Source organism: Ochrobactrum sp. XJ1 (genome assembly GCF_024701725.1).
GTDB lineage: Bacteria > Pseudomonadota > Alphaproteobacteria > Rhizobiales > Rhizobiaceae > Brucella > Brucella anthropi.
Genome location: NZ_VDGD01000009.1, coordinates 255,709 through 282,431, shown reverse-complemented (window position 1 = coordinate 282,431; position 26,723 = coordinate 255,709). Strand labels below are relative to the sequence as shown.

Sequence of the window (26,723 nt, the reverse complement as noted above, 5' to 3'; positions counted from 1 at the left end):
TTGAAATTCCGCGCCGTCTTGCGGTAGATCAGATTTCCTTCCGTATCGCCCTTCCACGCATGGATCAGCGCAAGATCTGCGAATAGCCCCGTCTCCATGATGTAGTCGTCGTTTCCAAACCGCCGAATTTCCTTGCTCTCGGCCACCAGCGTCCCAACTCCCGTTTTAGTGTAAAACGCCGGAATGCCCGCGCCGCCTGCGCGGATACGCTCAGCGAGAGTTCCCTGGGGATTGAATTCGAGGTCAAGAACGCCGGTTAGATATTGCTCAGCGAACAGTTTGTTTTCGCCAACATACGAAGAAACCATCTTCTTGATCTGTCGCGTTTCCAAAAGCACGCCTAGCCCATATCCGTCCACCCCGGCGTTGTTTGAGATGACGGTAAGTTCTTTGACGCCGGCAAGCTGGATTGCTTCGATCAGATTTGAAGGGATGCCACAAAGCCCAAACCCCCCTGACATGATCGTCATGCCGTCAGTCAACACGTCTGCAAGCGCTTCTGTCGCGGTGGCGCGCAGTTTCTTCATGGTTTCAACCTGCTTTTAAGCTTCGAACGATGATCTTTACGGCAAGACTACGACTTGATCCGCGCGACAAGTTAGCAGTATTTATACTGCACCTTGCGAGGAGAGAGATATGGCGGCCGATCGTGGCGCTGAACAATTCGCTTTGAGCGAAATGCCGGTACCGATGGTGTATGCGACCCACCGGATTATCCGCAATTGTAATGAGGAATTCGCGAGGCTCTTCAAGTATCAAAGGTTCGATCTGATCGATAGGAGCTTTGCGCGACTCTATCCCAAACATGCCGATTTTGTACGCACTGGACGGATGTGGCAGGCGCACCTTCCCGGCGGCCAAGTCTATTACGACGAGCGCGTAATGACGGCTAGCGACGGACAGCGCTTTTGGTGTCAAGTACACGGTAGAACACGTCACGCCACTGATCCCTTCGCGCAAGCGATATATTGCTTTCAACCGCTGCCGAGACCCGTGGGACAAGGGACAAGCCTGCTCACACCAAGGCGAGCCCAGATCGTTACGCTGATGACGCAGGGCAAAACCAGCAAGGAGATTGCGAGAGAACTTGGTTTGTCCTGCCGTACCGTCGAATCTCATCGAGCTCGCTTGGCGACATCAATTGGTGCAAAGAATGCATCTGAGATTGTTGCCTGGTTTAGCTGCCATATGCAATCCTAGGGTCAAGTCTGTAATTCGCAGAGCTAGTGGTTTCCGAGGGTTCAACGATCTATCTGCACTCATGGCTACGAGCAACGAGCGTGCTGTATCGGCTTTCAAAAGGCCGAACATTGCTTGGACGAAAGGCGGGCTTTTTGGCCCATCCATCACCCTTTACAGATTAGTCGTTCCTGCTTTCCCTCTCGGGACCCCGCCTCGCGTCAAGGTTCCGACTTCACATCTGTAAAAACAGGGACGAAAATGGGCGATAAAATCCAGTCATACAGCTCGAATAGCATTAGCGAAAATACCTCTGTTCCTTAACGATGCTACACACTAGCTTTGCTCCTCCCCAAGGGATCAAGCGTTAATCGGATGTCGTCAGCTCAATGATTGCGACCGCCCCGAAGCCATGATACGGATCGGCGAAGTAAGCTGTCCTTACTTCAACATTCGCCCTTCGATTCACCGCGCCTGATAGTAGTTGGGATGTCGAAAGCGCTGACATCGGGCAGAGGATCCGTGAAAAGGGATATTTCGACGAGCGCGCTCTGCGCTGAGCAGGCCTGGGCGAGTTTAGACGTTCCCTTGTCGGCAGTCAGGACGTTGACGTTACCATGCTTGTCAAGGCTACCGGCAACACCCATCTTTTCGGGATCGTAGGTAGCGCCCGTCGACAGGCATACGACGCCTGGCCTGATTTCATCGGATATGATGGCGCCGGCAAGAACACTGCCGCGATCATTGAAGACCCGGACGATATCCCCGCTTCCGATCCCCCTTGATACCGCATCGGCAGAATTGATAAGTATGGGTTCTCGACCGGCGATCTTGGCGCTGCGGCTGACGCCGAAATTGTCCATCTGGCCATGCAACCGTTCCCGAGGCTGGTTCGAGATCAGATGGAGCGGAAAATTGCGTGCCGCTAGGGCCCCGAGCCATTCGCCCGGCGGCAGCCAGGTCGGATGTCCCGGGCAATCGTCGTAGCCGAAACCCGCAATCGTCTCCGAATAGATTTCGATGCGACCGGAGGGCGTCTTCAACGGAGAGGCGACCGGATCCCTGCGGAAGCTTTCCAGCATGATTTCAGGATGGTCCGGCTCCGGGATCTCGACGATACCGGCGCTCCAGAAACTATCGAAATCGGGCAACCGGATATCGCGCGTTTCCGCATTCGCGCGGACGACACGATAGAGCTCCCGCAACCACTCGTCCGTATTGCGGCCTTCCGTGAAAGCCTCCCGAAAGCCGAGCTTGTCCGCCAGTCCGGCAAAGATGGCATGGTCGTCGCGCGCCTCTCCGACAGGCGCGATCACCTGGTCCATGGCCATGATGAAGCGGTCGCGCGAGCTGTAGGTGAGGTCGCGCCGTTCGAGGGACGTTGTGGCGGGAAGAACGATATCGGCCATCCGCGAATGGGCGTTCCACCAGGGTTCGTGGACAATGATCGTTTCCGGCCGCTGCCAGGCCTGTACGAGGCGGTTCAGGTCCTGCTGGTGGTGAAATGGGTTGCCGCCGCACCAGTAGATCATCCGGATATCGGGATAGGTGTGGACGGTGCCGCGGTAATCGTAGGAAGCGCCCGGATTGAGCAGCATGTCGCTCAGCCTCGCGACCGGGATCGAACTCTCAGCCTTGTTCCTGCCGGTGGGCAGGCCAGGCATGCGGATATCATATCGCGGCGAACCGATTCCGCCTTCGCACCCGTAGCCGAAACCGACCCCACCGCCGCCCGTTCCGATCTGGCCCAGCATGGCGGCAAGGGTAACGGCCATCCAGTAGGGCTGCTCGCCGTGATCTGCGCGCTGCAGCGACCAGGCGACCGTTATCATGGTGCGGCGGGACGCCATCCGCCGGGCGAGGCCAACAATCTCCTGCGCGGCGATCCCGGTAATCGAGGAGGCCCAGTCGGGATCCTTGCGGATACCGTCGGTCTCCCCCATCAGATAGGGCAGGAAGCGGGCGAAGCCGACGCAGTGGCTGTTGAGGAATTCCCCGTCATGCAGTCCCTCCGCCACCAGCGTATAGGCCAGCCCAAGCATCAGGGCGGTGTCGGTGTTGGGGCGAGGGGCTATCCATTGCGCCTCGAGGAAGGGAGCCGCGTCTTCCTTCAGGAGGCTGATATTGACGAATTCGGTCCCGGCACCCCGCAGTTTCCCAAGCCAGTCGGCCGTGGAATGAGAGCCGATGCCGCCATACTCCATCTGCACGTTCTTCAGGGGCATGCCGCCGAACATGACCATGAGTTCCGTCGAGCCGACCATCGATTTCCATGAGGTGGCGCGACCCGTCACATAGTCGGAACCGCCCAGGATATAGGGCATGAGAACCGTGCCGGCGGCGAAACTGTAACTGTCCGTCTTTTCCGTGAAGCCGCCGGCCAGGTTCATGAAGCGGTAGAGCTGGAAATTGGCGTGGTGAAAACGGCCGGCACTGCCCCAGCCGTAGGAGCCTGCGAAAATGCTTCTGTTGCCATGTTTGTCGCGGACGCGATTGATTTCGGCTGCCACAAGATCGAGTGCAGTGTCCCAGGAAACGCTCACGAAGCTTTCGCGGCCACGGCAGCCGGTCGGTCCGCCAGGGCCATTTTTCAGCCATCCTTCCCGGACCATAGGCGTGGTGATCCGCGTCGGTGCATAGACCGCTTCGACGCCTGACGCGGTTACCGGGCTTGGTGACCTGTCGCCGGACCAGGGATGAAGTGCGACGAGCCTGCCGTCCCGGACTTCTGCCCGCTGGGCTCCCCAATGCGATGCGGTCCGCAGGAAAGTTGTATCGCCCATCATCCGGATGCTCCAAAGCCGCGATTTCGTTCGCGCCCCGTCGATCGGCTTTCGCGGCGGGAGCGCATGTGAACCGATGCTCGTTGCGGCGTCGGAGACGACTATAGGCGAAGCTTGATCCGTGCATCCAGCGCGCGGGCATTTTTCCCGGTGGCCAGAAGCGGGTTGAGCTCGACCTCCACGATTTCGGGCATATCCCCGAAAGCCGCGATTCTCGACAGCGTATCGACAAGCGCATCCATATCGACGGCCGGCTTGCCGCGATAACCGTGCAGCAGCGGCGCGCATTTCAGTTCGTCGAGCATTTCCCGCAGCTCGGTCTTGCCGACCGGCAGCAGCCGCAACGACACGTCCTTGAGCAGTTCCACCGCCGTTCCGCCGACGCCGAGCATGAGATACTTGCCGAACTGGGGATCTTCGGAAACGCCGCAGATCAGCTCGATCCCGGCATCCTTCACCATGGGCTGGACGCTGACCCCATCCATGACGCCATCAGGGACATGCCTGGAAAAACTGGCGTTCATGTGCTCGAATGCGGCCAAGACCTGCGCAGCATCCTCGATGTTCAACGCGACGCCGCCAATATCCGACTTGTGCGTGGCATCGGCCGATTGCAGCTTGAGAACGACCGGATATCCGATCTTCTCCGCCGCGGTTACGGCCTCGGCGCCTGAGCGGACGAGGATGGACGGCACGACCGGGATGGAGGCCTGCGCAAGCAGCATCTTCGAATCGTGCTCGGTGAGCACGTCCTTGCGCGCGGCGATCGCCTCCGACAGCGCCTCGGGGCGCCGGCAGGCCGGTGCGGCTTCCTGCGCTCCGACCTTGATGCGGCCGTGCTCGACGAGGCCCCGGAGCAGCGAAACCGCTTCCTCGGGATAGGTCGTGACCGGGATCGACAGGGTGGCCAGACGCTCGCGAACGGTGGCGATCTGCGATCCGCCGGTTTCGTCGAACACCCAATGGACTGCGCATCCCATTCCCTGCGCCCGCGCTTCGCGAAGCGCTTCGAGGCACGCATCCGCGTAAGCCAGATCGCCAAAGGCTTCGGAATTCGGGACACCCATGACAAGCGGCAGCACGCAATCGAACTCGCCGCTTTCAGCGATCATACGGATGACCGCAGCCAGCATTGCCGGGCTGACGTCACCGGTCAGATCGACCGGGTTTGTGGTGCTTCCTTTCGCGGGAACGATCGTCGCAAGCCGCGCGCGCAGGGCGGCGGACGGTTCCGCGACGTTCAATCCCTGGTCTTCGCACGCATCCGCGGCCACGACACCCACGCCAGCAAGGCTGGTTACGATGGCCACGCGCGGGCCTTTTGCACCGCCCTGGCCGCTCAGCGCCATCGCAAGCAGGCCGACGGACCTCATATCGTCGGCCCAGACGATGCCGGCGCGCCGGAACGCTGCCCTGTAGATCATTTCCGGACTGGAGATGCTCGCCGTATGAGAGAAGATGGCGCCATGGCCGGCGGCAGTCCGGCCACCCTTGATCGCGACGATCGGCTTCGATTTCGTCACCCTGCTCGCGATTTCGACGAACCGGCGACCATCGACCACGCTCTCCAGATACATGCAGATCGCGCCGATATCGTCATCCGATGACAGGTAATCCAGCAGGTCCTCGGCGCAGAGATCCACCTGGTTGCCGAAGCAGATGAACCGGCCGAATTCGAGCCCGTCCTGCCGTGCGTTTCTCTGGATCATGTAGGCGATCGATCCGGCCTGCGACAGGATCGCGAGGTTTCCGGATGCCACCTGACCCGATACGAAAGTCGCGTTGAGGCGGGCGCGATTGTTGGTGAAACCGGGAACGTTAGGCCCCAGGATCCGCATTCCGGCGCGCCGTGCGATCTCCGTGATTTTCTGTTCGATCAAGGCGCCTTCTTCGCCGGTCTCGGCAAATCCGCCGGCGGGGATGACGACCCCCTTGATGCCACGCGCGGACAGCTTTTCGACCGTTTCCAGCACCTGGTCGGCAGGCAGAAGCACGATCGCCAGATCGATGCCGTCCGGCAGAAGGGATGCATCCGATATGCAGGGCAAACCGCAAATTTCGGACGCAGTGGGATTCACCGGGATGACCAGGCCTTCGTATCCTCCGGATAATATTGCCTTCACGGCCGCGTGTCCAAGTTTTTCAGGGTTCGAGGATGCGCCTATGATCGCGATCGATTGCGGTGTGAAAAACCGATGAAGAGGGTGCTCTGAAACTGACTGCTTGAGGCATGCTAGATCATCCTTCGCGTTTCCCAAGTCCCTTGTGACTGAAATGCCCATAGTCCGCCCACTCTCGTTGAAAAATTGGTTTGCATTTCAAAATTCAAGTTTGTATTATGAAAATAATGACAGGCTTGACAATGTCAATAAAGCATTCCTCAATTAATAATAATCGAAATCTCAGTTAGTATGAGTGCCAATCATCGGTATTAGACTACTATCCGTCGCGGCGGTTAGTATAGAATGTCGTTTATGTGATTGATGCTGATCTTAACTGAAATATAAATGAAGTCGTCTAGGGGTAATACGCAGATTTCTGTAGTGCAGCGAATGTATTATTTTCGGCGCTGGACGCGATCCGGCCAATAGCGACAAGGAAATATGGCATGATTACTCGGAGACAGGGACTTAAAGGCGCGGCGGCTGTCATCTTGGCATCAGCGACGGGCAATGGATTTCTAGGTGCTGCTCGCGCCCAGAGCCGCGAAGATACCTTGCGTCAGGTTATGGGAGGTGCGGTCAGCACTCTCGATCCGACCACGCCAGGCAGCACGCGCGAAGCCTATGGCGTTGCCATGGGCGTCTACGACCGGCTGGCGCGCTTCGAAGTGCGGGAAATCGATGGAAACCCCTTCTACGATTTCCGTTCCATTACCGGGGAGCTCGCGGACAAGATCGAGCGTCTGGATAACGACAAAAGATTTGTGTTCCATATTCGCGAAGATGCGTTATGGCATGATGGAACTCCTGTGACGGCGGAAGACGTGAAATGGTCGCTTGATCGGCATGTTTCGGCCAAAACGCTCGCGACCGCGCAACTCGCGACCGGCTCGCTGACCAAGCCTGAACAGTTCCGCATCGTGGGCAACCGCTCGGTGGAGGTTCTGAATGAGACGGGGGATCGTCTGGCCTTGGCCAACACCTGTGTACCCTATGCGATCATGATCAACTCAACGCTAGCAAAGCGCAACGCGACGACGGACGATCCGTGGGCGGTCGGCTGGCTCAAGGACAACGCAGCCGCCGGCGGGGCCTACATGGTCGAAAGTTTTCAGTCGAGCCGCTCTGTCACATTGCGCCGTAACGATTCGTGGAAAAACGGTGCAATGCCATTCTTCCAGCGCGTCGTGGTACAGACGGTGCCCGAAGTATCCACCCGAATGAATCTGATCCAGCGCGGTGGCGCGGATATCTGCCTTGATCTCCAGGCGATCGACGTCGCCAATATTGCCAATGAAAGCCAGTTGAATGTCATTTCGATCCCGCTGGCCAACGCCTTCCAGGCTCTGGTGTTCAACAATCGGCTGGCGCCCTTCGACAATCTGAAAGTCCGTCAGGCGATCGCTGCCGCGCTTCCCTATGAATCGATCTACCAGGCAAGCGTCTTTGGCCGTGGACGACCGCTGTACGGTGCAACATGGTCCTCGCCGCCGGATGCATCCTTTCCACAACCCTTCCCGCAGAACCTCAATATCGACGCCGCCAAACAGTTGATGGCGGAGGCCGGGCTTGCCAGCGGGTTTGCCACGACCTTCAGCTACCCGACGGCCTACGCTCCGATCGCCGATCCCATGTCGGCCCTGATCAAGGAGGCGCTGGCCAAGATCAACATCGAAGTCACCATCCAGAAACTGCCGGATGCGCAGTTCTCGACGCTCGAAGTCGAACGGCGCATGCCTTTCTTCATGGAATCGGGCACGGCCTGGCTGCCTTCGACCGATTATTTTTACCGTACCTTCCTGACCGGCGACCAGCGCTGGAACTGGTCGGGCTACGACAACAAGGAAATAGCTGAGCTTGTCCAGAAGCTGAGGTTCGAGACCGATCCGGAACGTTACGAGGTCGGTTGCCGTCGTCTCATCGAACTGTCGGCAAAGGACACGCCGATGGTCTATCTTTGGCAGCCGAACCTTGATGTCGTAATGAACAGCCAATTGAGCGGCTTTACCTATTGGCCCCATCGTCAGGTCGACTATCGCGACATTAAGCGAGGATGATTGTGTCGAGACCTGTTCTGATCTTCACTCGGCTCACGAGCCGTCTTTTCGCGGCGATCCCTCCGCTTGTCGGAGTCGTTATCGTAACATTCTTGCTGATGCGCGTCCTGCCGGGCGATCCGGCTGTATTCTTCGCTTCCGGACCAAATGCGGGTGAGGCAGAAATACAGAATTTGCGGGAAGAACTCGGATTGGACAAACCGCTCCTGATGCAGCTCGGCTTCTACTTCCGCGACATTCTGACGGGGAACCTCGGGCATTCGGTGATGACTGGGCAACCGGTCGTTGCGGACATGGCCGAGCGTCTGCCGGCCTCGCTGGAGCTGACGGTGGCCGCACTGGTCCTCGCACTGGTCACTGCAATTCCGTTGGGCATCATTGCTGCCCTTCGGTCCGGCTCGTTTATAGATCACTTGGTCCGGCTGCTCTGTACATTCGGCGTATGCGTCCCGACCTTCGTCTCGGGCCTGATGCTGATCTACCTCTTTTACGTCAAGCTGGGCTGGGCGCCCGACCCGAGCGGCCGGATCGATCCCTTCGCCCTGACGCCTCCGGCGGTGACCGGATTCCTGCTGATCGACAGTGCTCTTGCCGGAGACTGGGAGAGTTGGTGGTCGGCGGCGACGCAACTTGTCCTTCCCGCCGGCACGATGGCGCTCTTCGTCCTTGCGCCGCTGACGCGGATGACACGCGCGTCGATGCTTGCCGCACTCGGCAGCGAGTTCATTCGAACAGCCCGCTCGCTCGGTCTGCCGCGCGGCAAGATTGTCGTCACATATGCCCTGCGCAATGCGCTGCTCCCGGTGCTGACCATCGCGGGTATCGTCGTTTCCTCTATGCTGGGGGCAAATGTCCTAGTTGAAAAAGTTTTCTCTTGGCCAGGGGTCGCATCCTATGCCGTGGATGCACTCGTGGCTTCGGACTATGCGCCGGTCCAAGGTTTCGTATTGCTGATGGCATGTATTTTCGTCGTCGTTAATCTGATTATTGACCTGCTCTATGGCTTGGTTGATCCAAGGGTATCAGTCGCATGAAGGCAATGTTGCGTCATATCGGTTGGGTTCTCAGTGAGAACGTTGTCACGGGCTTGGCTGGTTTAGGCTTCGCCCTTCTGGCGATCGTTGGCGTTCTCGCTGACTGGATCGCACCTTACGATCCTTTCGTAACAAATGTTGCGATTGCCCTTCAACCTCCTTCGTCGATGCACTGGTTCGGTACGGACCAACTGGGGCGCGACGTCCTGTCAAGATTGATTCTGGCGACACGTCTCGATCTTGTTATCGCGATAACCTCGGTTGGCATATCGTTCCTTGTCGGTGCGGTAATCGGTGCGTTATGCGGTTATTATATGGGTTGGATGGACCGGGTCGTCGGCCGTTGCGTTGATGTATTGATGGCATTTCCACTTTTCGTGCTTGCTATGGCCATGGTTGCTGCCCTGGGAAATCACGTCGAGAACGTCATCATTGCAACAGCTGCAATCAATCTGCCTTTCTACATCCGATTCGCCCGTACCGAAGTCAATGTTCGCCGTGGATTAGGTTGGGTGGAGGCTGCTCGTGCCAGCGGTGAAGGAAATACCGCGGTGGTCATGCGCTTTCTGCTGCCGAACATCCTGCCCGTCATGGCAGTGCAGATCTCTCTGAACCTCGGTTGGGCCATCCTTAATGCCGCAGGGCTTTCGTTTCTTGGCCTCGGGATCACCGCGCCAACTCCGGAATGGGGCATGATGGTCGCCGAGGGGGCCCGGTTCATCAATGCTGGTCATTGGTGGCTGGTGGCCTTTCCCGGCGCTGCACTAATGTTTGCAGTGCTTTGCTTCAATCTGCTGGGTGACGGCTTGCGCGACATTCTTGATCCGAGGATGAGGACATGAACAATCTCCTGAAGGTAGAAGACCTCAAGGTCGCATTCTCGACGCGACGTGGTACCGTCGAGGCGATATCGGGAGTGTCGTTCTCACTCGCAAAAGGCGAGACACTTGGGTTGGTAGGGGAATCTGGCAGCGGAAAGTCGGTAACAGCCTATGCGATCAGCCGACTGCTGGATCGCGCCGGCAAGATCACAAACGGCCGAATTCTGTTTCAGGGGCACGATATCACCCGGGCATCCGACAGGGAGCTTCGAGAGGTTCGAGGCGCTTCAATGTCAATGATATTCCAGAACCCGCGCGCCGCGCTGAATCCCATCCGCACGATCGGCCAGCAGCTGGCCGATACCTTGCGCGCCCATGGACAGCTGACGGCGCGACAGGCGCGCGACAAGGCGCTCGACCTGCTGGATGGGGTCATGATCCGCAATCCCGCCGAGCGGATGAATGCCTACCCTCACGAACTCTCCGGCGGCATGTGCCAGCGGGTCATGATCGCGATGGCGATCGCCTGCGAGCCGGATCTGCTGATCGCCGACGAACCGACGACCGGGCTCGACGTCACCACGCAGAAGGTGGTGATGGACATGCTTGCGGTCGTTGCGGCCAGGCGCGGCATGGCAACCATCCTGATCACCCACGATTTGGGGCTGGCAGCCCAGTACTGCGGCAATATCGCGGTCATGGAGCGCGGCCTTCTGGTGGAGCGCGGGCAGACGGCCGAACTGTTCCGAAATCCCCGGCATACCTATACGCAGCGCTTGATAGGAGCGTCGCCCACGCCATCCTCGACGATCTCGGATCTCGCCCAGGCGGCGATCACCGCGGGCGAGCCACTCAGCCCTGAACCCCTGGTGGTAAAGCCGCAACAAGACCTCCCAAGCGGGCGCCCGCTGCTGGAAGTGAAAGGTCTCCGCAAGGATTACGACGTGTCGGTGAAGGCGGTCGATGATGTTTCCTTCGCGATTCCTGCCGGCGGCAGCCTCGGCCTCGTCGGTGAATCGGGAAGCGGAAAGAGTACGCTTTCGCGGCTGATCTGCCGTCTTGTCGACAAAACGGCCGGTGAGATTCTCTTCGACGGAAAATCGATTGGAGACATAGCCGCAAATATTTTCCACAAATCGCCGCAGCGCCGCGATATCCAGATCGTTTTTCAGGATCCGAACGAAAGCCTCAATCCGCGTTTCACTGCATATGATTGCATCGCGCATCCGCTGCGCACGCTCGACGGCTTGCGCCCGGGCAATGAATTGCGGTCACGCGTCCAGAATGCGGCTCGGCGCTGCGGGCTGTCGATCGAGCTTCTGAGCCGTTTCCCGCATCAGCTTTCGGGTGGCCAGAAGGCGCGGGTTGGCATTGCGCGCGCTCTCGTCTCGTCTCCGCGCCTGCTCGTTCTCGACGAGCCGACAGCCGCGCTTGACGTTTCCGTGCAGGCGATCATCCTGACGCTTCTCGACAGGCTTCGAAGGGAGGACGGGATCACCTATCTGTTTGTGAGCCACGATCTCAACGTCGTCAGGATGATGTGCGAACAGGTTGTAGTTCTGCGTCACGGCAAAATCGTCGAGGAAAGCGCAAGCCAGTCACTGTTCGACAATCCGGCGACGGATTACACGCGCGAGCTGATTGCCGCGATCCCGCATTTTCGTCCATCGCCCATATCAAGTTAGCTGGCGACAGGCATCAAACCACAAGGTTCTTTTTGCCGACCACCAGAGTCCCATGGTCGAAAGATCAGCATGCGTGTGGATTTCAGAAAGCGACGCAAGAAATGCACCCGAGTTGATACAATCGCGCGGTCAGATATAGGCGCTTGTTATTTGCTCGATTTCCCAAGAAATGACAGTGCCATAATCTGATGAAACTTATTTAAGGTTGATTACGGTTTTGGTAAGCGGTAACGCAATCGCAAAGCAAAAGGTGATCGAGGTGTATGCATGGCGAGCCTAGATAAGGTTTTTAAGCTGATTGATGTCCTTGCCAGCAGGTCCGAGCCGTTCGGGTTGACAGAGCTTGCTACAGTTGCCGGTCTCGACAAAGGTACGACGCATCGTCTGCTAGAGGCTCTTATCGGCCATGGTTATGTCAACCGTTCTATGGACTCGCCTAAATATGAGCTATCGTTGAAGTTGTGGACTCTCGGCTCTCGCGTCGTGGCTGATCGTTCCGTGATGACGCTCTCACGCAGCTACATGGAGCGGTTGGTCAAGCTTACGGGCGAAACTGTCTACCTGACAATCTGCGACAACCTCGAAGCCGTATACATGGCCCGCATCGATAGTCCTCGACTGGTGCGTGCGCATACCCCGATGGGAGGTCGGGTCCCCCTTCACTCGGGCTCGACAGGCAGAGCGTTGCTTGCCCATTTGCCTGAAGAGGAGATCGAGCGTGTTTGCGAGCGTCTGACCAAGTTCACTGAGAATACCATTACGGACAAGGCGACGCTCCTTCTGGAGCTCGAAAGGATTCGAAGCAACGGATATGCGATTAGTGTCGGTGAATGGGAGCTCAGCATTTCCGGTGTCGCTGCGCCGATCTTTGGACATGACCGGCGCGTGGTCGCATCTCTTGGCGTCACCGGTCCGGTGGATCGGCTGTCCGGGTCGCGACTGAAGGAACTTGGACCGTGTGTCGCAGAGGCCGCACTCGAATTGTCTGAGGAGCTTGGCTATCATCCACCTTCTACCAGTCGAACGGCAATAGTAAAGGTCAAGGACCGATTGCCCAAGATGGCTTGACTGCGAGGATTGGTGTTACGTTAGACACTTGTTAAAAATCGCGCGACTTTGTCGCGTTTCGAGGAAACACCGGGATCACGTGTCTCTTAATTGCGTGCGAAACAAAGACCCTTGCTGCGGTATCTCATCTCTGATGTTTCCAAGTCTCAGGCAATGCCATGCCATTGCAAGGTTGCTGGAAAAGACCGGAAGCCCGATCTCCGCTTCCAGGGTTTCTGCGAATTCGCACATGCGCAGGCTTCCGCATGATACGAATACGCCATCAATGCCGCCGCGTGCGACAAGGTTCCGCACCGCTTTCTCGATCGAATCTCCGGTAATCCTGGCGACCTCGCTGTCATTTGGATTAAGAAAGGAGCCCATTATGGGCACCGAAACATTGCGCTCTTCGATATAGCTCCGCATCATGGTGTTGATGGACTCTACATACGGTGTCAGCAGAGCAATCCGCTTCAGACCCAGCGACGACATAGCAGCCATCGCAGCAGTGATTGGCGTCGTACACGCGATCCCCGGTCGCACCTCGCGGATGCGCGCGAAGATACGATCTTCGCCATTGACGATCGTCGCGGAAGTGCAGGTGAAGGCCACAACGTCAAGAGGAAGGCCGGGAAGGATAAGCGACACGGCGCTCGCAAGATGCTGCTCTGTTTCCCTCAAGGTTTCAGGTGACACTATCGTTGAATCCGGCAGGCGCGATACAAAGAACGCAACGCCCTCAATATTCAACAATTTGCGGAACTCATACTCGGTCGTCTGGTTCCCACTTAGTGCGGCCATACCGATTCGAAGCTTCTCGCCAACTCCTCGGTCCAGCATACAAGGAAACGCTATCTGTTCGCTTTGATGAAGCAACGACTTTGAAATCTCTCCCATGCTTACCCCCACACTTAATAGTCATACAGTTATATTCAATCAAGCGATATGGAACCGGATGAGTCAGTAAACACAAAAACTCAGCAAGGCTACGCAACACAATGGAAAGCGAGAACCACACAAATCGGTTTGAATGGCGATATATGATATCAACATGCGAACCTTACATTGAAGTCTGCCCGAGTGCAAATCATGTGATCCGATCAGACTTTACAACTCACGTTTCGCTGGCTTCGACGTCGGTCGGCCGATCCAGCAAGAAGATCAAGTGGTCGCCGCGGACGACTTCGGTACCATCATCCTTGATGAGATAGCCGCGTTCGGTCGCCAGACCGCGGCCCGGCTTGGATGTGCGCCGGCGGTCAACGAACTCAAGTTTGAGACGAACGGTTTCGCCAGGATAGAGCGGCGCGGAAAATTTGATGTCCGTCCAGCCGAGGGATGCGGTCACGGAACGATCGAACACGCCCAGTCGCGCTTTGAGACCTTCGAGCAAGGCAAGATTGAAAAGACCATGGGTGATGCGCCCGGTAAAGCCTGCCGAGCGGGCGAATTCGTCATCCATATGGACAGGATGATCCTCGCCAGTCAGCTTGGCATAGGCGTCAATGTCATCGAATTCGATCGTGCGGGTAGGACTTTCCAGGACTGTGCCAGGGGTAAAATCCTCGTACCAGATTTGATCGGTTCCTGCCTGTGTCATCCCATATCCTTGCCAAGCTCGTGAGTTGAATCGGTTTGCGCTTCTGCCCAAACCTGCGTCTGAAGCGTGCGCCAGTCGATCTTGCGAGTGCCCGATCTGGGCAGCTGATCGCGGAAATCGACCTGGCGGGGTATTTTGTAAGCGGCCATCAGGCCACGAGCGAATGTGATGATGTCGTCTTCGGTCACCATTCCGCGAAACTGCGGGTGCAGCGCAATGATTGCGCGGACGCATTCGCCACGGCGTGGATCAGGTGCCGACACCACTGCACATTCCATGACGGCGGGATGGCGATACAAAAGCATTTCGCATTCCGCCGGCCAGACCTTGTAGCCGGACATGTTGATCATCCGCTTGATGCGGTCCACCAGATAGAAGGCGCCTTCGGCGTCGACATAGCCTAGGTCGCCGGTCCGCAGCCAGGTTCGGCCGTTGAGTTCGATCAACGTCTCCTCGGTCGCCTCCGGCCGTTGCCAGTAGCCACTCATGACTTGCGGACCGCTGATCAGGATCTCGCCTAGCTCGCTGGTTTCAACGACTTCGAGGCTATCTGGATTGACGACGATGGAATGGGTATTGGAAATCGGAATACCCAAGCATTGCGCTTTGGGATGTTTGATCGAATTGATATGCGTCGCCGATATCGTCTCGGTCAAACCGTAGGCCTCGCAGAAGCGCAGGCCCCAGCGATCTTCAAGGCGCTGCGCAATTGGTGCCGGCATGGACGAGCCACCACCGGTGAGGACCTTGAGGCTCTCGAAACAATCGTCCGAGAAGCTCTCGCTACCCAGCACATCGACCACCATTGTTGGGGCGGCTGACCACCAAGTGGGCCTATATCGCTTGAACAGGATTGAAATGAGGTTAGGGTCCCAGCGCGTCTTGATGATGAGCGTCGCGCCGACGGACACGCCACTCGCCATTGACGCCATCATGCCGGCAACATGGAAAAACGGCATGAAGCTGGTCATGACTGAGCTGTGATCCAACCCATACCATATCGCTTGGGCTTCGGCGACAAACTGCGCGGCAGCATGACTGTGCATGCACGCCTTCGGTCGCCCGGTGGTCCCGGAACTATAGGGCAAGATGGCGAGATCATCGTCGCCTCTCGACAAGGGTGGCGCCGACATCCGTAGGGAGAGCGCTTCTGCAAGGTCCGTCACATCCGCCGTGCTGGGGTAACGCGCCTCGTTCATGACGGCGGGGAAGGGCAGTTCGTCATCCGGCACAGCCATGTCGGCATAGTGAGCACTGACGATGTGGTCCAGGCGAGAGCCGATCACGGACGAGAAGCGTGTAACCAGCTCGCTACCGACAATCGCCAGTCTCGCACCGCTATCTTCCAGAAAGTAGTCTATCTCCTCGGCCGTATTCATCGGATTGATTGGCACGACGACGCCGTTCGCCCTCAGGATCGCATAGAAGCTGATGACATATTGCGGTGAGTTCTGCATATCGAGCAAAACACGGTCACCGGGCTTCAAACCCTTCGACACCAGGAAACCAGCCAGTCGATCCACATCCGCGGCAAGCTTGCGATAAGTGTGGCTCGTGCCGTAATAGTGCATCGCCGTCTGCTCGGGATGCCGTGCAGCCGAACGGCTTATCGCCTCAGCGATATTACCTTGCGGGGCATCGATCCGCGATGGGGTGGTACGGACCCAAAGTGGCGACTGCGGCCCCGTCTCAAACGGATGTTGCCTGTACGGGCTTGTGTCCTCGGTCATGCACTGAAACCTGTCACGTTGCGCAGCGCCTGAACTGCATCGGCCAGAACGTCGATTGCGGCATCGATCATGTCGAGATCGGTGTCTTCTTCGGGACAATGGCTGCGCCCGCCGACCGACGGCACGAACAGCATGGCGCCGGGGACAAGCCGCCCGATAATGCCGGCATCGTGGTTTGCACCCGACGGCAGTTCCACCGTCTTCAGTTGCCGGTCGGCCGCAGCTTTGTGTAGGGCCTGCTGGAGGGCAGGGGCCATCGGCACCGGGGAATCGGAATAGATCCGGCGCGTGCGAAGTGAGAGCTTTTCGTCGTCGGCGATCGTCTGAGCGAGTGCTTCTATACGGTCCCTCGTGCTGGCAAGCAGATCCTTATCGGTTCCTCGGATCTCAAGTCCCAGGGTGACTTCGCCCGGCACGACGTTACCTTGATTTGGCTCAACCTTGACGACGCCGATCGTACCTCTCAGCGACGTGCCCTCTGAGCGCACCAGAGCGCGGAACGCCTCGGCAAAGCGGGCGGCGCCAGCGAATGCATCGCGCCGCAAATCCATTGGTGCCGTTCCAGCATGGTCCGGCTGTCCTGTGAACTTGAGGGACAAACGCTCCTGGCCCGCGATCGCTGTGACGATCCCAAGGTCGATACCGGCACCCTCAAGAACCGGGCCCTGTTCGATGTGAAGCTCGAGATAGGCTGCGACCTGCGACCAATCCCGTGGCGCATTTGCAAGAACGAAGCCGGCGGTCTCGACGGCCGCCGACAGCATCTGGCCATCGGCCGCGCGTGCCTTCGCCAGCCCAGTCTCCGTGTGAAGTCCGGCCATCGCGCGGCTGCCGGTAAACGGCCCGAACCGTCCTTCCTCGTCGCGGAAGGCGATGACTTCGACCGGAGCACCCGGCGATCCGTCCCGGCGCAGCCGGCGAAGAATTTCCAACCCCGCCAAAACACCGATGGCACCATCGAAGGCACCGCCATTGACAACCGTATCGAGGTGGGACCCGATCAGGATGGCTGGCCGATCGTCGCCTTCCAGCCGCAGGATGGCATTGCCGAACGTGTCGTAACGCGCGGTGAGCCCTGCTTCCCGACCCTTCCCCAAAAACCATTCATGCGCTTCGATGTCCGCCACCGAGAAGGCCGGCCGGGACCAGCCACCGGCGCTATCTGCACCAATCTCCTTCAGCGCCTCGAAATCTTCGCGAAAGCTCATACGGTTGGCCTTTTCGGCTCCGCCCGAGAGACGAACCGGCCCTGCCCCTCGGCCCCAAGGAAGGCACCGTCCTGAACGACAAGCTTTCCACGATAGATCGTTTCGCTGGCAAAACCGGTCAATTCCATCCCGCTATAGGGATTGTAACCGATATCGCCATAGTCGCTGTCGGTGGACATCGTCCTCCGCCTCACCGGATCGATGATCGCGAGGTCGGCATCATAGCCAGCCAAGATACGACCTTTGCCTTCGAAGCCGAAAATCTCCGCAGGCCAGGTGGAGAAGAGTTCGACGAAGCGTTCGAGACTGATACGCCCCTGATCGACGCCGAGCGTGTAAAGGATCGGCAGGCGCGCTTCGATCCCGGTGACGCCGTTGGCGACATCGGCGAAGGACGGCAACCCCATCGCCTTGGCCTGGGCCGAATAGGAGACCTCGTCGGAAGCGATCAACGACAACGCCGCCGACTGCAGACCGCTCCAGAGCTTTTCCTGGTTCGCTTGATCGCGAAGCGGTGGAGACAGGATGAACTCGTGGCCGTTTTCGCGAGACAGTGCCTCATCGGTCAGGGCAAGATAGTGCGGGCAGGTTTCACCCGTGACAGGCAAGCCTTCGGCGCGGGCGCTGGCGATCAGGTCGATCGCGTCTGCGGCGGCCACGTGGAAGATATGCACGCCGCAGCCGGTCACACGCGAAAAGGCGATAGCCCTCTGGACCGCCTCGATCTCGACGATGGGAGGACGGGTCAAGGCATGAAAGCGTGGCTCCAGATTTCCTGCCGCTACCGCTTCTGCCCGCAGTCGCTCAACGATACCGGCGTTTTCGGCGTGCAGAACTATAGACAGGCCCTGCTTGGCAGCTTCCTGCATCAGCGCGAACAATTCTCCGTCGCCGAGCTTGAGGCCGTCGTCTTCATAGACCGTGTAGACCTTGAGCGTCGTCACGCCTTGGGCGCGGAGTTCCGCGAGTTCCTTCAGCGTGTCCGCGTTGACGTCCGTAACGATCACATGCAGCCCGTAATCGAGCGTGACATTGGCATCGGCCTGCTTGCGGCGATGCGCCAGTCCCTTGAGCATCGATCCGCCTCGGCGCTGGAGGGCAAAATCGACAACTGCTGTCGTGCCACCGCGCAGGGCCGCGATGCCCCCGGATCCGAAGTCGTAGACAGACCGCTGGCCCATGAAGCTGACCATCAAATGAACATGAGGGTCGACGCCGGCCGGAATGACGATCTTGCCGTGCGCATCGACGATTGTCGCATCGGGATATCGCTCCGCGCCTTTGCCGACTGGCATGACCGCGACGATCTTTTCCCCTTCGGTGACGACGTCGGCAAGACGTTTGCCTTCAGGCGTGACGACCATGCCGCCCGATACGATGAGGTTCATTTCAGTTCTCCAGAGCTTGTTGCAAGTCCTCGATGAGGTCGGCCGTGTCCTCGATGCCAACAGAAATCCGTACAAGCCGATCGGAGATCCCCATCGCTAGTCGTTGTTCGGCGGCCACGGCGAAGTGCGAAGTATTGCCCGGCTGCGATATCAGGCTTTCCACACCACCCACTGAAGGCCCGATGCCAAACAGGCGCGTGCGGTCTACAACCTGCCGCGCCGTTTCCGGGCTATCGGTTTCGAACGACATGAGGCCGCCAAAACCCTGCATCGTCTTAACGGCAAGCGCGTGATCCGGATGGCTCTGCAATCCCGGATAAAGGACCCGATCGATCTTGGGGTGAGACTCGAGAAACGTCGCGACCGCCAGGCCGGAGGTATTGTGCTGACGCATGCGCAAAGCGAACGTGGCGATCCCGCGCATGAGAAGCCATGCTGAATGCGCATCGACCATAGATCCGGTGATCTGCTGATGGCTGCGCACGTCGCGGGTGAGGCTCCGGCCACCACAAACCGCGCCAACAATCAGGTCGCCATGACCGTTCAGATATTTCGATGCCGAGTGGACGACGAGGTCGGCGCCCAGTTGGAGCGGTTGCTGGTTCAGGGGGCCGCCAAGCGTACCGTCGACGATTAGTTTCAGGCCATGCTTCGTGGCGATGTTGCCAAGCGCCTGCAGGTCGACAATACGAACCAGGGGATTTGTCGGCGTTTCCGCGTAGATGACTTTCGTGCGAGACGTGATTGCAGCTTCGACGTTATCAGGCGAAATCGATTTCGCCCAAGTGACCGTCGTTCCCTGTCCGGGAAGGATGTCGCGGAAGTATTTAAGCGAACCGCCGTAGATTTCCGGCAGGACGACGACATCGTCGCCGGTCTTCAGAAACGGAGCCAGCGCACCGACGATCGCGGCCATTCCCGAGGAGAACAAAACGCAGGATTCCGACTCTTCAAGCGAGGCGATCCTCTGTTCCGCCGCCACGACGGTCGGGTTGCGAATGCGCGAATAGACATATCCGCGCTTCGCTCCCGTGTTGATTGCCATCAGTTCATCCGTGTCGGCGGCCACGAAGGTCGCCGACTGATAGATCGGAGTGGTGACGGCGCCCATATGCTCGGACGGCGTCAGGCCGGCGTGGACCGCACGCGTGCCTAGTCGGAGCACGGGCGTCTTGCTCATCGCGTCAGCTCACGCGAGATGATGATGCGCAGGATTTCCGACGTGCCACCACCGATTTCGGCGAGCTTGGAATCGCGGAAATGGCGCTGCATGTCGTATTCCATCAGATAGCCCCAGCCACCCATCATGCGCATGCCGTTCAGCGCGGCGCGCACATACATTTCCGACGAGTAGAGATTGGCCATCGCGCTTTCCTTGTTGTTCGGAATGCCGCGGTCGACGAGGTTGGCAGATCTGTAAAGCAGCAGGCGGGCCGCCTCGATTTCCATATCGATATCGGCGAGCTTCGTGCGCGTCTGCTGGAACGAGCTGATCTTCTGGCCGAACTGCTCGCGCTGGCCCGTATATTCCAGCGCGTAATCGAGAACGTGCTGGGCGGCGCCGACATTGACGGCAGACAGGCAGCAACGCTCGTAGTCGAGCGTCTTGAGAACATTGGTCCAACCGTGATTGGCTTCGCCGATGATCGCGTCCTTGGGCAGGCGGACGTCGGTGAGGAAGATCTCGTTGAGGTCCATCGGCTTGAGGCCGAGTTTCTTCAGCTTGCGAATCTCGACGCCCGGCGTCTTGGCCGGCAGAAGGAACATCGTGATGCCCTTGTGCTTGGGCGCCTCGTTGTCGGAGCGGGCCATCAACAGGATGTAGTCGGCGACCTGCGCTGCCGAGCAGAACATCTTTTGTCCGTTGATCACCCATTCGTCGCCTTCAAGGACAGCCTTGGTGCGAAGCGATGCCGCGTCCGAGCCGGAATTGGGTTCTGACAGCGAAAGCGCGAAGCGGATCTCGCCCTTTGCAAGCTTCGGCAGAAGGTCCTTCTTCTGCTCTTCGCTGGCGAAATGAACCAGGGCGTCGGTGGCGATCACGACGGTCGTGTAATAGATGTTGGCGCCAGCTTCGAAATGGCGGGCGAATTCTTCGAGGAACACGGCCAGATCTGTACAGCTACCGCCCATGCCGCCGTATTCGACCGGGATCGGCAGGCCGAGCCAGCCTTCGGCCGCGAGCTTCTCGTAGAGTTCGATCGGAAAACGTTCCTGCTCGTCGCATTCGCGAACATATTCGATCGGGCATTCGCGCGTCAGGAACGTGCGAAGGCTGTCACGCATCAGGCGCTGTTCGTCAGAAATTTCAAAATCCATTTTTTTACTTCCCTGTCCAATTGGGTGGGCGTTTTTCGGCGAAAGCGCGCGGGCCTTCCTTGTAGTCATCGGATGTGCGCAAGCGGTCCCGCCATGGCAGGCCGGCATACAGGCGCTCGAACGCAGCCCGATCCGGAAGGCTCTCGACCTCGCGGGTGACTTCCAGCAGCGCGGCGACGGCAAGCGGCGCGCCCGATATGATCTGGGCTGCCATCTCGTGGGCCGTTTCCATCAGTTTTTCGCGCGCAACGATCTTGTTGACGAAGCCGTAATGACGGCCTTCCTCGGCCGTCAGCCGGCGACCGGTCAGCAGAAGCTCGGATGCGATGTTGATCGGTAGCCGACGATGTGCCCGCCAGAGACCACCGGCCTCTGGAATGAAACCGCGCTGCAGCTCCGGCAGACCGAATTCGGCCTCGGGCACGGCGATAACAAGGGTCGCGTTCAGGGCGAACTCAAACCCGCCGCCGACCGCCAGGCCGTTCACCGCGCAGATGACTGGCTTGATCATGTCGTGACGGTTCAGGGACATGAACCCGTGAGGGCCGAAGTCTTCGCCGTCATTTCCGGCCGCAACACTTTTTAGATCCCAACCTGCCGAGAACATGCGTTCGCCGGATCCTGTGACGATACCCACGCGCAGCGTCGGATCCTCATTCAGGCGGGTGAGCGCCGCGTCGAGATCACGGCTTGCCTGCTCGTCGAAGGCATTGGCCGGCGGGTGGTCGACAATGATCTCAAGGACCTTGTCTTTGACGATCGTCTTGATGCGGCTCATACGCGGAATTCCCGAAGGATGTCGCGCGCAATGATGTCGCGATGAATTTCAGACGTGCCTTCCCAGATGCGCTCGACGCGAACGTCACGCCACATCCGTTCGATCGGCCATTCCTTGGAAACGCCCATGCCGCCGAGGATCTGCAGGGCATTGTCGGTCACGCGACCGGCCATTTCCGATCCGAACAGGTTGACGATCGAGGCCTCGCGCTGACTGATCGTCCCAGCTTCCAGCTTGGAGGCGCCGTCCAGGACCAGAAGGCTTGTGGCCTGGATATCGACCGCCATGTCGGCCAGCTTGAAGGACGTGCCCTGGAACTCGCCGATCGTCTTGCCGAAGGCGCGACGGGTGTTCGCGTAAGTTGCGGCAATTCCCATGGCGCGCTCTGCGAGACCAACCATGTTTGCGGCCAGCATGATCCGGCCCGAAAAAATCCAGCTCTTTGCGATGTTGAAGCCGCCGCCTTCTTCGCCGAGGATGTTGCGCGCCGGAACGCGGACATCTTCAAGGGCGATCGAGCAGGACTTGAAGCCGCGATTGCCGAGCAGGGCCAGCGGCCGGACCGAAACGCCCGGGAGGTCCTTGTCGACGAGGAAGCAGGTGATGCGCTTCTGCGGTCCTTTGGGGGTGTCGTCCACGCCGGTCACGGCAAAGAGGATGATGAAGTCCGCCACCATCGCCATGGTGATGAAGATCTTCTCGCCATTGATGATGTAGTCGTCGCCATCCTTGACAGCTTTTGTGGCAATCTGGCGCGCGTCGGAGCCGGCACCCGGCTCCGTCAGACCAAAGCATTCCCAGCGCTCACCGGAAATCACTGGCTTGAGATAGGTCTCGATCTGGTCGCCGCTGCAGTTCTTCAAAATCGGCGCTGGCCGATTGCAAATGACCGACAGGGCTCGGGTGGTCCGGCCAAATTCGATCTCAGCCGCTGCGCGCAGGGACTGCCCCAGACCGCCGCCGCCGTGTTCTTCCGGCATGTTGATGGCGTAGTAGCCGGCCGCGATAGCCTTCTGCTTCAACTCGGCGAATAGGTCTGGAGGAACATGGTCGTTCTCTTCGACCAGAGCCTCGTGCGGCATCAGCTCACGTTCGACAAAGGCGCGAACGCCATCGGCCACCATTTGCTGATCTTCAGAAAAAGAAAGCGACATTGAAACCCTTCCCAGTCGAAACTTGTCGTATGTTTGTTTCATTATTCGGCACCACGTTTTATTAATTTGCACGTCTTGTCAATGCGTGTTTAAATGGATTTGTCAGATATCCGTCCCTTTGGCGCCGGCTGGATCGGGCAGAAAAAACAGGAGTGAGCGAAATGCCGCAGAAAATATCCAAACATATCAAGGATATGGTTGCCGAGGCTAACAGCCTCGTCAAAACCGTTAGCGTCGAGGAAGCTAAAGCGATGCACGGTCGTGAAGACGTCGTGTTCGTTGATTTGCGCGATCCGCGCGAGCAGCAGCGCGAAGGCATGCTCCCTGGTGCATTTTCCTGCACGCGTGGCATGCTCGAGTTCTGGATTGACCCGGAAAGCCCGTACGCAAAACCGATTTTTCAGGAAGACAAGACCTTCGTTTTCTACTGCGCCTCTGGCTGGCGCTCCGCGCTTGCGACGCGCACTGCACAGGAAATGGGCCTGAGCCCGGTCGCACATATCGAAGGCGGTTTCGGCTCATGGAAGAGCAACGACGGCGCGGTCGAAATGCCACAGCCCAAGCCGGCCAAGTAAGGCGGCTTCTAGTCCCGGATGATCTCAAACGCGCTTCGCCGTTGTCGCGCGGGTACTGTTTTCAGGCGTCTGGATCTCGACCGACTGATCGCGCTTGCAGGGGGCGGGGGCTCTAAGGCGGCGCGTTCTGATCTGGCTTTCGAGGGGCCTTGTCTGGCGCGCGCCTGGTTCGCGCGCCAGCGGGTCCACCGTCACCACGATGCTGTGTTTCGGAGAGAGGTACACTTGTCATGAACATGAGCGCCTTAGCTGAGCCGGCGGAACCCTACGATCCATCGTCGCACTATTCGCCCTATCACAGCTTCACAGCACGCCAGTGGGCTGATTTTCGGGCCGATACCCCGCTGACGCTGACAGCAGATGAGGTGCGCAGACTGCGGTCCCTTGAAGATCCGATCGACCTCGATGAAGTGCGACGCATTTACCTGTCATTGTCTCGTCTACTGTCGGCGCATGTCGAAGCCTCGCAAATGCTTTTCAAGCAACGGGATCGTTTCTTAAACCTTCACGACGTCGCGAAGACGCCGTTCATCATCGGTATTGCGGGGTCGGTCGCGGTCGGTAAATCGACAGTTGCCAGAATTCTGAAAGAGCTGCTCTCGCGCTGGCCGTCCAGCCCCAAGGTTGATCTGATCACGACGGACGGGTTTCTCCAGCCGAATGCAGTGCTCAACCGAGATGGCATTATGGACAAGAAAGGATTCCCGGAAAGCTACGACATCGGCGCGATCCTCCGGTTTCTTTCCGCGATCAAGGCTGGCCAGAGAGACGTCCGAGCACCTCGGTACTCGCACATGACCTATGACGTGATCCCGAACGAGACCACGCTCATTGATCGGCCAGATATCCTGATCTTCGAGGGCATCAATGTCTTGCAAACCCGTGCGCTGCCAGCGACCGGACGCATCGTTCCGATTGTCTCGGATTTCTTCGATTTCTCAATCTATATCGATGCCGCCGAAGAGCACATTCATCGGTGGTATCTGCATCGCTTCAAGAGGCTGCGTGAGACAGCCTTTCGCGATCCTTCCTCTTATTTCAACAAGTACGCCGCCATGCCGGAGCGGGATGCTATCGAGATGGCGGAACGCCTTTGGCACGGTATCAACCTGAAGAACCTGAGAGAAAATATCCTGCCGACCCGTCCGCGCGCCGATCTGATCCTGCAAAAGGCGGAAAACCATCTGGTTGAAACCGTGTCGCTTCGGAAGCTTTGAGCGCGGAACGCAAAGCAGAACTAACACGAATCCAACCCAAAACCATAAACGAGGACCGGATATGCTGAACTGCGGCAAGACCTCCAAGGCCGTCGATAAGGCCCTCAAAATCAAGGAGCGCGCATGGCAGGATTACACGGCATTGGAAAAGATGTCGGCCTGGGGGCTTGTGATGCTGGTGATCGTTTCCTTCATATGGCCGTTGTTTGCCTGAGGGTGTTACCAAAGCAGGATCATATGCAAGCAAGGGTCGCGGCATTGCAGCTGCCGCGACTGTAGATGATGAGGTGACCTTCAGTCCTTAGAGCTTTGAAGTCAGTTCCGGAAGGATCTCGTTGAGATCGCCCACAAGTCCGATATCCGCGATCTGGAAGATTGGAGCATCTTCGTCTTTGTTGATGGCGACGATCAGCTTGGAGTCCTTCATACCGGCCAGATGCTGGATTGCTCCGGAGATGCCGACGGCGACATACAGATCCGGCGCCACGATCTTGCCGGTTTGGCCCACTTGCTGCTCGCTCGACGCATAACCGGAATCGACTGCCGCTCGCGAAGCGCCAACGGCGCCGCCCATCTTGTCGGCCAGCGATCCGATCAAAGCGAAATTGTCCTTCGACCCAACCCCACGGCCACCGGATACAACGACCTTTGCCGACGTCAATTCCGGTCGGTCGGACTTTACGACCTGATCTTCGACCCAGGAGGACAGTGCGACGTCCGGTCCGCTGACAATCTCGATTGCGACGTTCCCACCGGAGGCTACCGCCGAAAGACCGGCGGTCCGTAGGGTGAACACCTTGATGCTATCGCCCGACTTGACCGTCTGCACGGCGCTACCGCTGTAGACCGATCGTTCAAATGTCTCCTGGTCGATTACGGCGCTGACATCTGAGATCACCATGACATCCAGAAGCGCTGCAACACGAGGAAGCGTCGACTTGCCAAACGACGTCGAGGGCGCAGCAATATGGGTGTAATTCTGCGCCAACGAGGCGATCAACGCAGCGGCCGGTTCCGCCAATCCATGGACATAAGATTCGTCTGCTGCATGCAGGACCTTGCTGACGCCAGACAGTGTGGCTGCCTGCGCCGCTGATTCCGCCGTGCCGAAGACGAGTAGATGGACATCGCCTATCGCGCCGAGAGCAGTCAGGGATTTGGCGACAGTGTCAAGGGCTTCAACACCGCCCGAGGTTTCAGATGCGAGGAGAATGGTCATCAGATTACGCTCCTTCCTTGAGCTTTGCGATCAACTCATCGACGGACTGCACTTTGACCCCAGCCGGCCTGACGGCAGGTTCGATTGTCTTCAACACCGTCAATCGCGGCGTAATGTCGACGCCGAGGTCGGATGGTGCCTTGATGGCAAGTGGCTTGGACTTCGCCTTCATGATGTTGGGGAGGCTTGCGTAACGCGGTTCATTCAGGCGCAGATCGGTCGTGATGATTGCCGGAAGCCCAACTTTTATGACCTGCAGACCTGCATCGACTTCGCGCGTCGCCGTGGCGCAATCACCGGAGATTTCGAGGTTCGAAACGAATGTCGCTTGCCCCCAGCCCAGGAGCGCAGCAACCATCTGGCCCGTTGCATTGAAATCATTGTCGATAGCCTGCTTGCCGAGAATGAGCAGGCCGGCATTTTCCTCGCGCGCAATGGTCGCCAGAAGCTTTGCGACTGCCAGTGGTTCGACGTCGACCTGTACATCCTGTGTCGCCTCGACAAGGATTGCGCGATCCGCGCCCATGGCCAGAGCGGTGCGAAGCGTATCCTGGGCTGCCTTGGTTCCGATCGATACAACGACGATCTCGCTGGCAATGCCCTTTTCTTTCAGTCGAACGGCCTCCTCAACGGCGATCTCATCGAAAGGATTCATCGACATTTTGGCGTTTGCAAGCTCGACGCCGGCGCCGTTGGGCTTCAGTCTGGCTTTCACATTGTGGTCGAGTACGCGCTTGACCGCGACAAGAACTTTCATTTTGGACTCC

23 protein-coding genes are annotated in these 26,723 nt (G+C 58.4%); 9 read left to right on the top strand and 14 right to left on the bottom strand.

Annotation, left to right across the window (positions count from 1 at the left end; translation table 11 throughout):
* On the bottom strand, window positions 1-527 hold a 527-nt coding region (locus FG152_RS18280; protein WP_498987836.1), incomplete at its 3' end, for a CoA transferase subunit A.
* Window positions 528-636: 109 nt separating this feature from the next.
* Here FG152_RS18280 and FG152_RS18275 point away from each other — a divergent pair.
* On the top strand, window positions 637-1,200 hold the full coding sequence (locus tag FG152_RS18275) for a helix-turn-helix transcriptional regulator (protein ID WP_498987833.1): 564 nt from the start codon (window positions 637-639) through the stop codon (window positions 1,198-1,200).
* Between the two features lie 425 nt (window positions 1,201-1,625).
* Here FG152_RS18275 and FG152_RS18270 read toward each other — a convergent pair whose 3' ends face one another.
* Complete coding sequence (locus FG152_RS18270; protein WP_498987831.1) at window positions 1,626-3,965, bottom strand: molybdopterin-dependent oxidoreductase; 2,340 nt, start codon at window positions 3,963-3,965, stop codon at window positions 1,626-1,628.
* 98 nt (window positions 3,966-4,063) lie between these two features.
* Window positions 4,064-6,244 (bottom strand): acetate--CoA ligase family protein, encoded by a 2,181-nt coding sequence (locus FG152_RS18265; protein ID WP_498987829.1) that lies wholly within the window; start codon window positions 6,242-6,244, stop codon window positions 4,064-4,066.
* Between the two features lie 326 nt (window positions 6,245-6,570).
* On the opposite strand from FG152_RS18265, the gene FG152_RS18260 reads away from it, so the two are divergent.
* From FG152_RS18260 to FG152_RS18240, 5 genes are all read left to right on the top strand, one after another.
* Window positions 6,571-8,181 carry an ABC transporter substrate-binding protein gene (locus FG152_RS18260; RefSeq protein WP_498987826.1) on the top strand — a complete coding sequence of 537 codons (1,611 nt, stop codon included), beginning with the start codon at window positions 6,571-6,573 and terminating at the stop codon, window positions 8,179-8,181.
* A gap of 2 nt (window positions 8,182-8,183) precedes the next feature.
* Complete coding sequence (locus FG152_RS18255; RefSeq protein ID WP_498987824.1) at window positions 8,184-9,215, top strand: ABC transporter permease; 1,032 nt, start codon at window positions 8,184-8,186, stop codon at window positions 9,213-9,215.
* Window positions 9,212-10,057: an ABC transporter permease gene (locus FG152_RS18250; RefSeq protein WP_498987821.1), complete on the top strand. Its 846-nt coding sequence runs from the start codon at window positions 9,212-9,214 to the stop codon at window positions 10,055-10,057. The genes FG152_RS18255 and FG152_RS18250 overlap by 4 nt, the downstream gene beginning before the upstream one ends.
* Complete coding sequence (locus FG152_RS18245) at window positions 10,054-11,721, top strand: dipeptide ABC transporter ATP-binding protein (RefSeq protein WP_498987818.1); 1,668 nt, start codon at window positions 10,054-10,056, stop codon at window positions 11,719-11,721. The genes FG152_RS18250 and FG152_RS18245 overlap by 4 nt, the downstream gene beginning before the upstream one ends.
* 267 nt (window positions 11,722-11,988) lie before the next feature.
* Window positions 11,989-12,789 carry an IclR family transcriptional regulator gene (locus FG152_RS18240; RefSeq protein WP_498987815.1) on the top strand — a complete coding sequence of 267 codons (801 nt, stop codon included), beginning with the start codon at window positions 11,989-11,991 and terminating at the stop codon, window positions 12,787-12,789.
* Window positions 12,790-12,864: 75 nt separating this feature from the next.
* Here FG152_RS18240 and FG152_RS18235 read toward each other — a convergent pair whose 3' ends face one another.
* The 9 genes from FG152_RS18235 to FG152_RS18195 form a co-directional block, all read right to left on the bottom strand.
* A complete protein-coding gene (locus FG152_RS18235) occupies window positions 12,865-13,665 on the bottom strand; it encodes a maleate cis-trans isomerase family protein (RefSeq protein ID WP_498987812.1) in 801 nt (266 codons plus the stop codon).
* 217 nt (window positions 13,666-13,882) lie between these two features.
* On the bottom strand, window positions 13,883-14,368 hold the full coding sequence (locus FG152_RS18230) for a MaoC family dehydratase (RefSeq protein WP_498987809.1): 486 nt from the start codon (window positions 14,366-14,368) through the stop codon (window positions 13,883-13,885).
* Entirely contained in the window at window positions 14,365-16,098 is a 1,734-nt protein-coding gene (locus FG152_RS18225) for an AMP-binding protein (protein ID WP_498987806.1), read from the bottom strand. The genes FG152_RS18230 and FG152_RS18225 overlap by 4 nt, the downstream gene beginning before the upstream one ends.
* Window positions 16,095-17,306 carry a Zn-dependent hydrolase gene (locus tag FG152_RS18220; RefSeq protein ID WP_498987803.1) on the bottom strand — a complete coding sequence of 404 codons (1,212 nt, stop codon included), beginning with the start codon at window positions 17,304-17,306 and terminating at the stop codon, window positions 16,095-16,097. Before FG152_RS18220 ends, FG152_RS18225 begins: the two co-directional genes overlap by 4 nt.
* A complete protein-coding gene (gene hydA, locus FG152_RS18215) occupies window positions 17,303-18,694 on the bottom strand; it encodes a dihydropyrimidinase (protein WP_498987801.1) in 1,392 nt (463 codons plus the stop codon). Before hydA ends, FG152_RS18220 begins: the two co-directional genes overlap by 4 nt.
* Before the next feature lies 1 nt (window position 18,695).
* Window positions 18,696-19,874 carry a trans-sulfuration enzyme family protein gene (locus FG152_RS18210; protein ID WP_498987798.1) on the bottom strand — a complete coding sequence of 393 codons (1,179 nt, stop codon included), beginning with the start codon at window positions 19,872-19,874 and terminating at the stop codon, window positions 18,696-18,698.
* On the bottom strand, window positions 19,871-21,013 hold the full coding sequence (locus FG152_RS18205; protein WP_498987795.1) for an acyl-CoA dehydrogenase family protein: 1,143 nt from the start codon (window positions 21,011-21,013) through the stop codon (window positions 19,871-19,873). Before FG152_RS18205 ends, FG152_RS18210 begins: the two co-directional genes overlap by 4 nt.
* Before the next feature lie 4 nt (window positions 21,014-21,017).
* The gene (locus FG152_RS18200; RefSeq protein ID WP_498987792.1) at window positions 21,018-21,791 is read right to left on the bottom strand and encodes an enoyl-CoA hydratase-related protein; all 774 of its coding nucleotides are present in this window, start codon (window positions 21,789-21,791) and stop codon (window positions 21,018-21,020) included.
* Complete coding sequence (locus FG152_RS18195; protein WP_498987790.1) at window positions 21,788-22,945, bottom strand: acyl-CoA dehydrogenase family protein; 1,158 nt, start codon at window positions 22,943-22,945, stop codon at window positions 21,788-21,790. Before FG152_RS18195 ends, FG152_RS18200 begins: the two co-directional genes overlap by 4 nt.
* A 161-nt stretch (window positions 22,946-23,106) precedes the next feature.
* Between FG152_RS18195 and FG152_RS18190 the strand changes: the two genes are divergently transcribed.
* From FG152_RS18190 to FG152_RS18180, 3 genes are all read left to right on the top strand, one after another.
* Window positions 23,107-23,520 carry a rhodanese-like domain-containing protein gene (locus FG152_RS18190; RefSeq protein ID WP_498987787.1) on the top strand — a complete coding sequence of 138 codons (414 nt, stop codon included), beginning with the start codon at window positions 23,107-23,109 and terminating at the stop codon, window positions 23,518-23,520.
* Between the two features lie 236 nt (window positions 23,521-23,756).
* Window positions 23,757-24,737 carry a type I pantothenate kinase gene (gene coaA, locus FG152_RS18185; protein WP_498987785.1) on the top strand — a complete coding sequence of 327 codons (981 nt, stop codon included), beginning with the start codon at window positions 23,757-23,759 and terminating at the stop codon, window positions 24,735-24,737.
* A 61-nt stretch (window positions 24,738-24,798) separates the two neighbouring features.
* Entirely contained in the window at window positions 24,799-24,951 is a 153-nt protein-coding gene (locus FG152_RS18180) for a hypothetical protein (protein WP_498987784.1), read from the top strand.
* Window positions 24,952-25,038: 87 nt separating this feature from the next.
* Here FG152_RS18180 and FG152_RS18175 read toward each other — a convergent pair whose 3' ends face one another.
* Window positions 25,039-25,956 carry an electron transfer flavoprotein subunit alpha/FixB family protein gene (locus FG152_RS18175; RefSeq protein ID WP_498987782.1) on the bottom strand — a complete coding sequence of 306 codons (918 nt, stop codon included), beginning with the start codon at window positions 25,954-25,956 and terminating at the stop codon, window positions 25,039-25,041.
* Between the two features lie 4 nt (window positions 25,957-25,960).
* The gene (locus FG152_RS18170; protein ID WP_498987779.1) at window positions 25,961-26,713 is read right to left on the bottom strand and encodes an electron transfer flavoprotein subunit beta/FixA family protein; all 753 of its coding nucleotides are present in this window, start codon (window positions 26,711-26,713) and stop codon (window positions 25,961-25,963) included.
* Between the last annotated feature and the right edge of the window lie 10 nt (window positions 26,714-26,723).

Excerpts from the sequence above, each read along its gene's own strand:
- FG152_RS18205 (WP_498987795.1), bottom strand. The coding sequence starts at position 21,013 with ATGGATTTTGAAATTTCTGACGAACAGCGCCTGATGCGTGACAGCCTT.
- coaA (WP_498987785.1), top strand. The coding sequence starts at position 23,757 with ATGAGCGCCTTAGCTGAGCCGGCGGAACCCTACGATCCATCGTCGCAC.
- FG152_RS18180 (WP_498987784.1), top strand. The coding sequence starts at position 24,799 with ATGCTGAACTGCGGCAAGACCTCCAAGGCCGTCGATAAGGCCCTCAAA.
- FG152_RS18225 (WP_498987806.1), bottom strand. The coding sequence starts at position 16,098 with ATGACCGAGGACACAAGCCCGTACAGGCAACATCCGTTTGAGACGGGG.
- FG152_RS18175 (WP_498987782.1), bottom strand. The coding sequence starts at position 25,956 with ATGACCATTCTCCTCGCATCTGAAACCTCGGGCGGTGTTGAAGCCCTT.
- FG152_RS18195 (WP_498987790.1), bottom strand. The coding sequence starts at position 22,945 with ATGTCGCTTTCTTTTTCTGAAGATCAGCAAATGGTGGCCGATGGCGTT.
- FG152_RS18210 (WP_498987798.1), bottom strand. The coding sequence starts at position 19,874 with ATGAGCAAGACGCCCGTGCTCCGACTAGGCACGCGTGCGGTCCACGCC.
- FG152_RS18235 (WP_498987812.1), bottom strand. The coding sequence starts at position 13,665 with ATGGGAGAGATTTCAAAGTCGTTGCTTCATCAAAGCGAACAGATAGCG.
- FG152_RS18265 (WP_498987829.1), bottom strand. The coding sequence starts at position 6,244 with ATGGGCATTTCAGTCACAAGGGACTTGGGAAACGCGAAGGATGATCTA.
- FG152_RS18230 (WP_498987809.1), bottom strand. The coding sequence starts at position 14,368 with ATGACACAGGCAGGAACCGATCAAATCTGGTACGAGGATTTTACCCCT.
- FG152_RS18250 (WP_498987821.1), top strand. The coding sequence starts at position 9,212 with ATGAAGGCAATGTTGCGTCATATCGGTTGGGTTCTCAGTGAGAACGTT.
- FG152_RS18170 (WP_498987779.1), bottom strand. The coding sequence starts at position 26,713 with ATGAAAGTTCTTGTCGCGGTCAAGCGCGTACTCGACCACAATGTGAAA.
- FG152_RS18260 (WP_498987826.1), top strand. The coding sequence starts at position 6,571 with ATGATTACTCGGAGACAGGGACTTAAAGGCGCGGCGGCTGTCATCTTG.
- FG152_RS18240 (WP_498987815.1), top strand. The coding sequence starts at position 11,989 with ATGGCGAGCCTAGATAAGGTTTTTAAGCTGATTGATGTCCTTGCCAGC.
- FG152_RS18220 (WP_498987803.1), bottom strand. The coding sequence starts at position 17,306 with ATGAGCTTTCGCGAAGATTTCGAGGCGCTGAAGGAGATTGGTGCAGAT.
- FG152_RS18245 (WP_498987818.1), top strand. The coding sequence starts at position 10,054 with ATGAACAATCTCCTGAAGGTAGAAGACCTCAAGGTCGCATTCTCGACG.
- hydA (WP_498987801.1), bottom strand. The coding sequence starts at position 18,694 with ATGAACCTCATCGTATCGGGCGGCATGGTCGTCACGCCTGAAGGCAAA.
- FG152_RS18270 (WP_498987831.1), bottom strand. The coding sequence starts at position 3,965 with ATGATGGGCGATACAACTTTCCTGCGGACCGCATCGCATTGGGGAGCC.
- FG152_RS18275 (WP_498987833.1), top strand. The coding sequence starts at position 637 with ATGGCGGCCGATCGTGGCGCTGAACAATTCGCTTTGAGCGAAATGCCG.
- FG152_RS18200 (WP_498987792.1), bottom strand. The coding sequence starts at position 21,791 with ATGAGCCGCATCAAGACGATCGTCAAAGACAAGGTCCTTGAGATCATT.
- FG152_RS18190 (WP_498987787.1), top strand. The coding sequence starts at position 23,107 with ATGCCGCAGAAAATATCCAAACATATCAAGGATATGGTTGCCGAGGCT.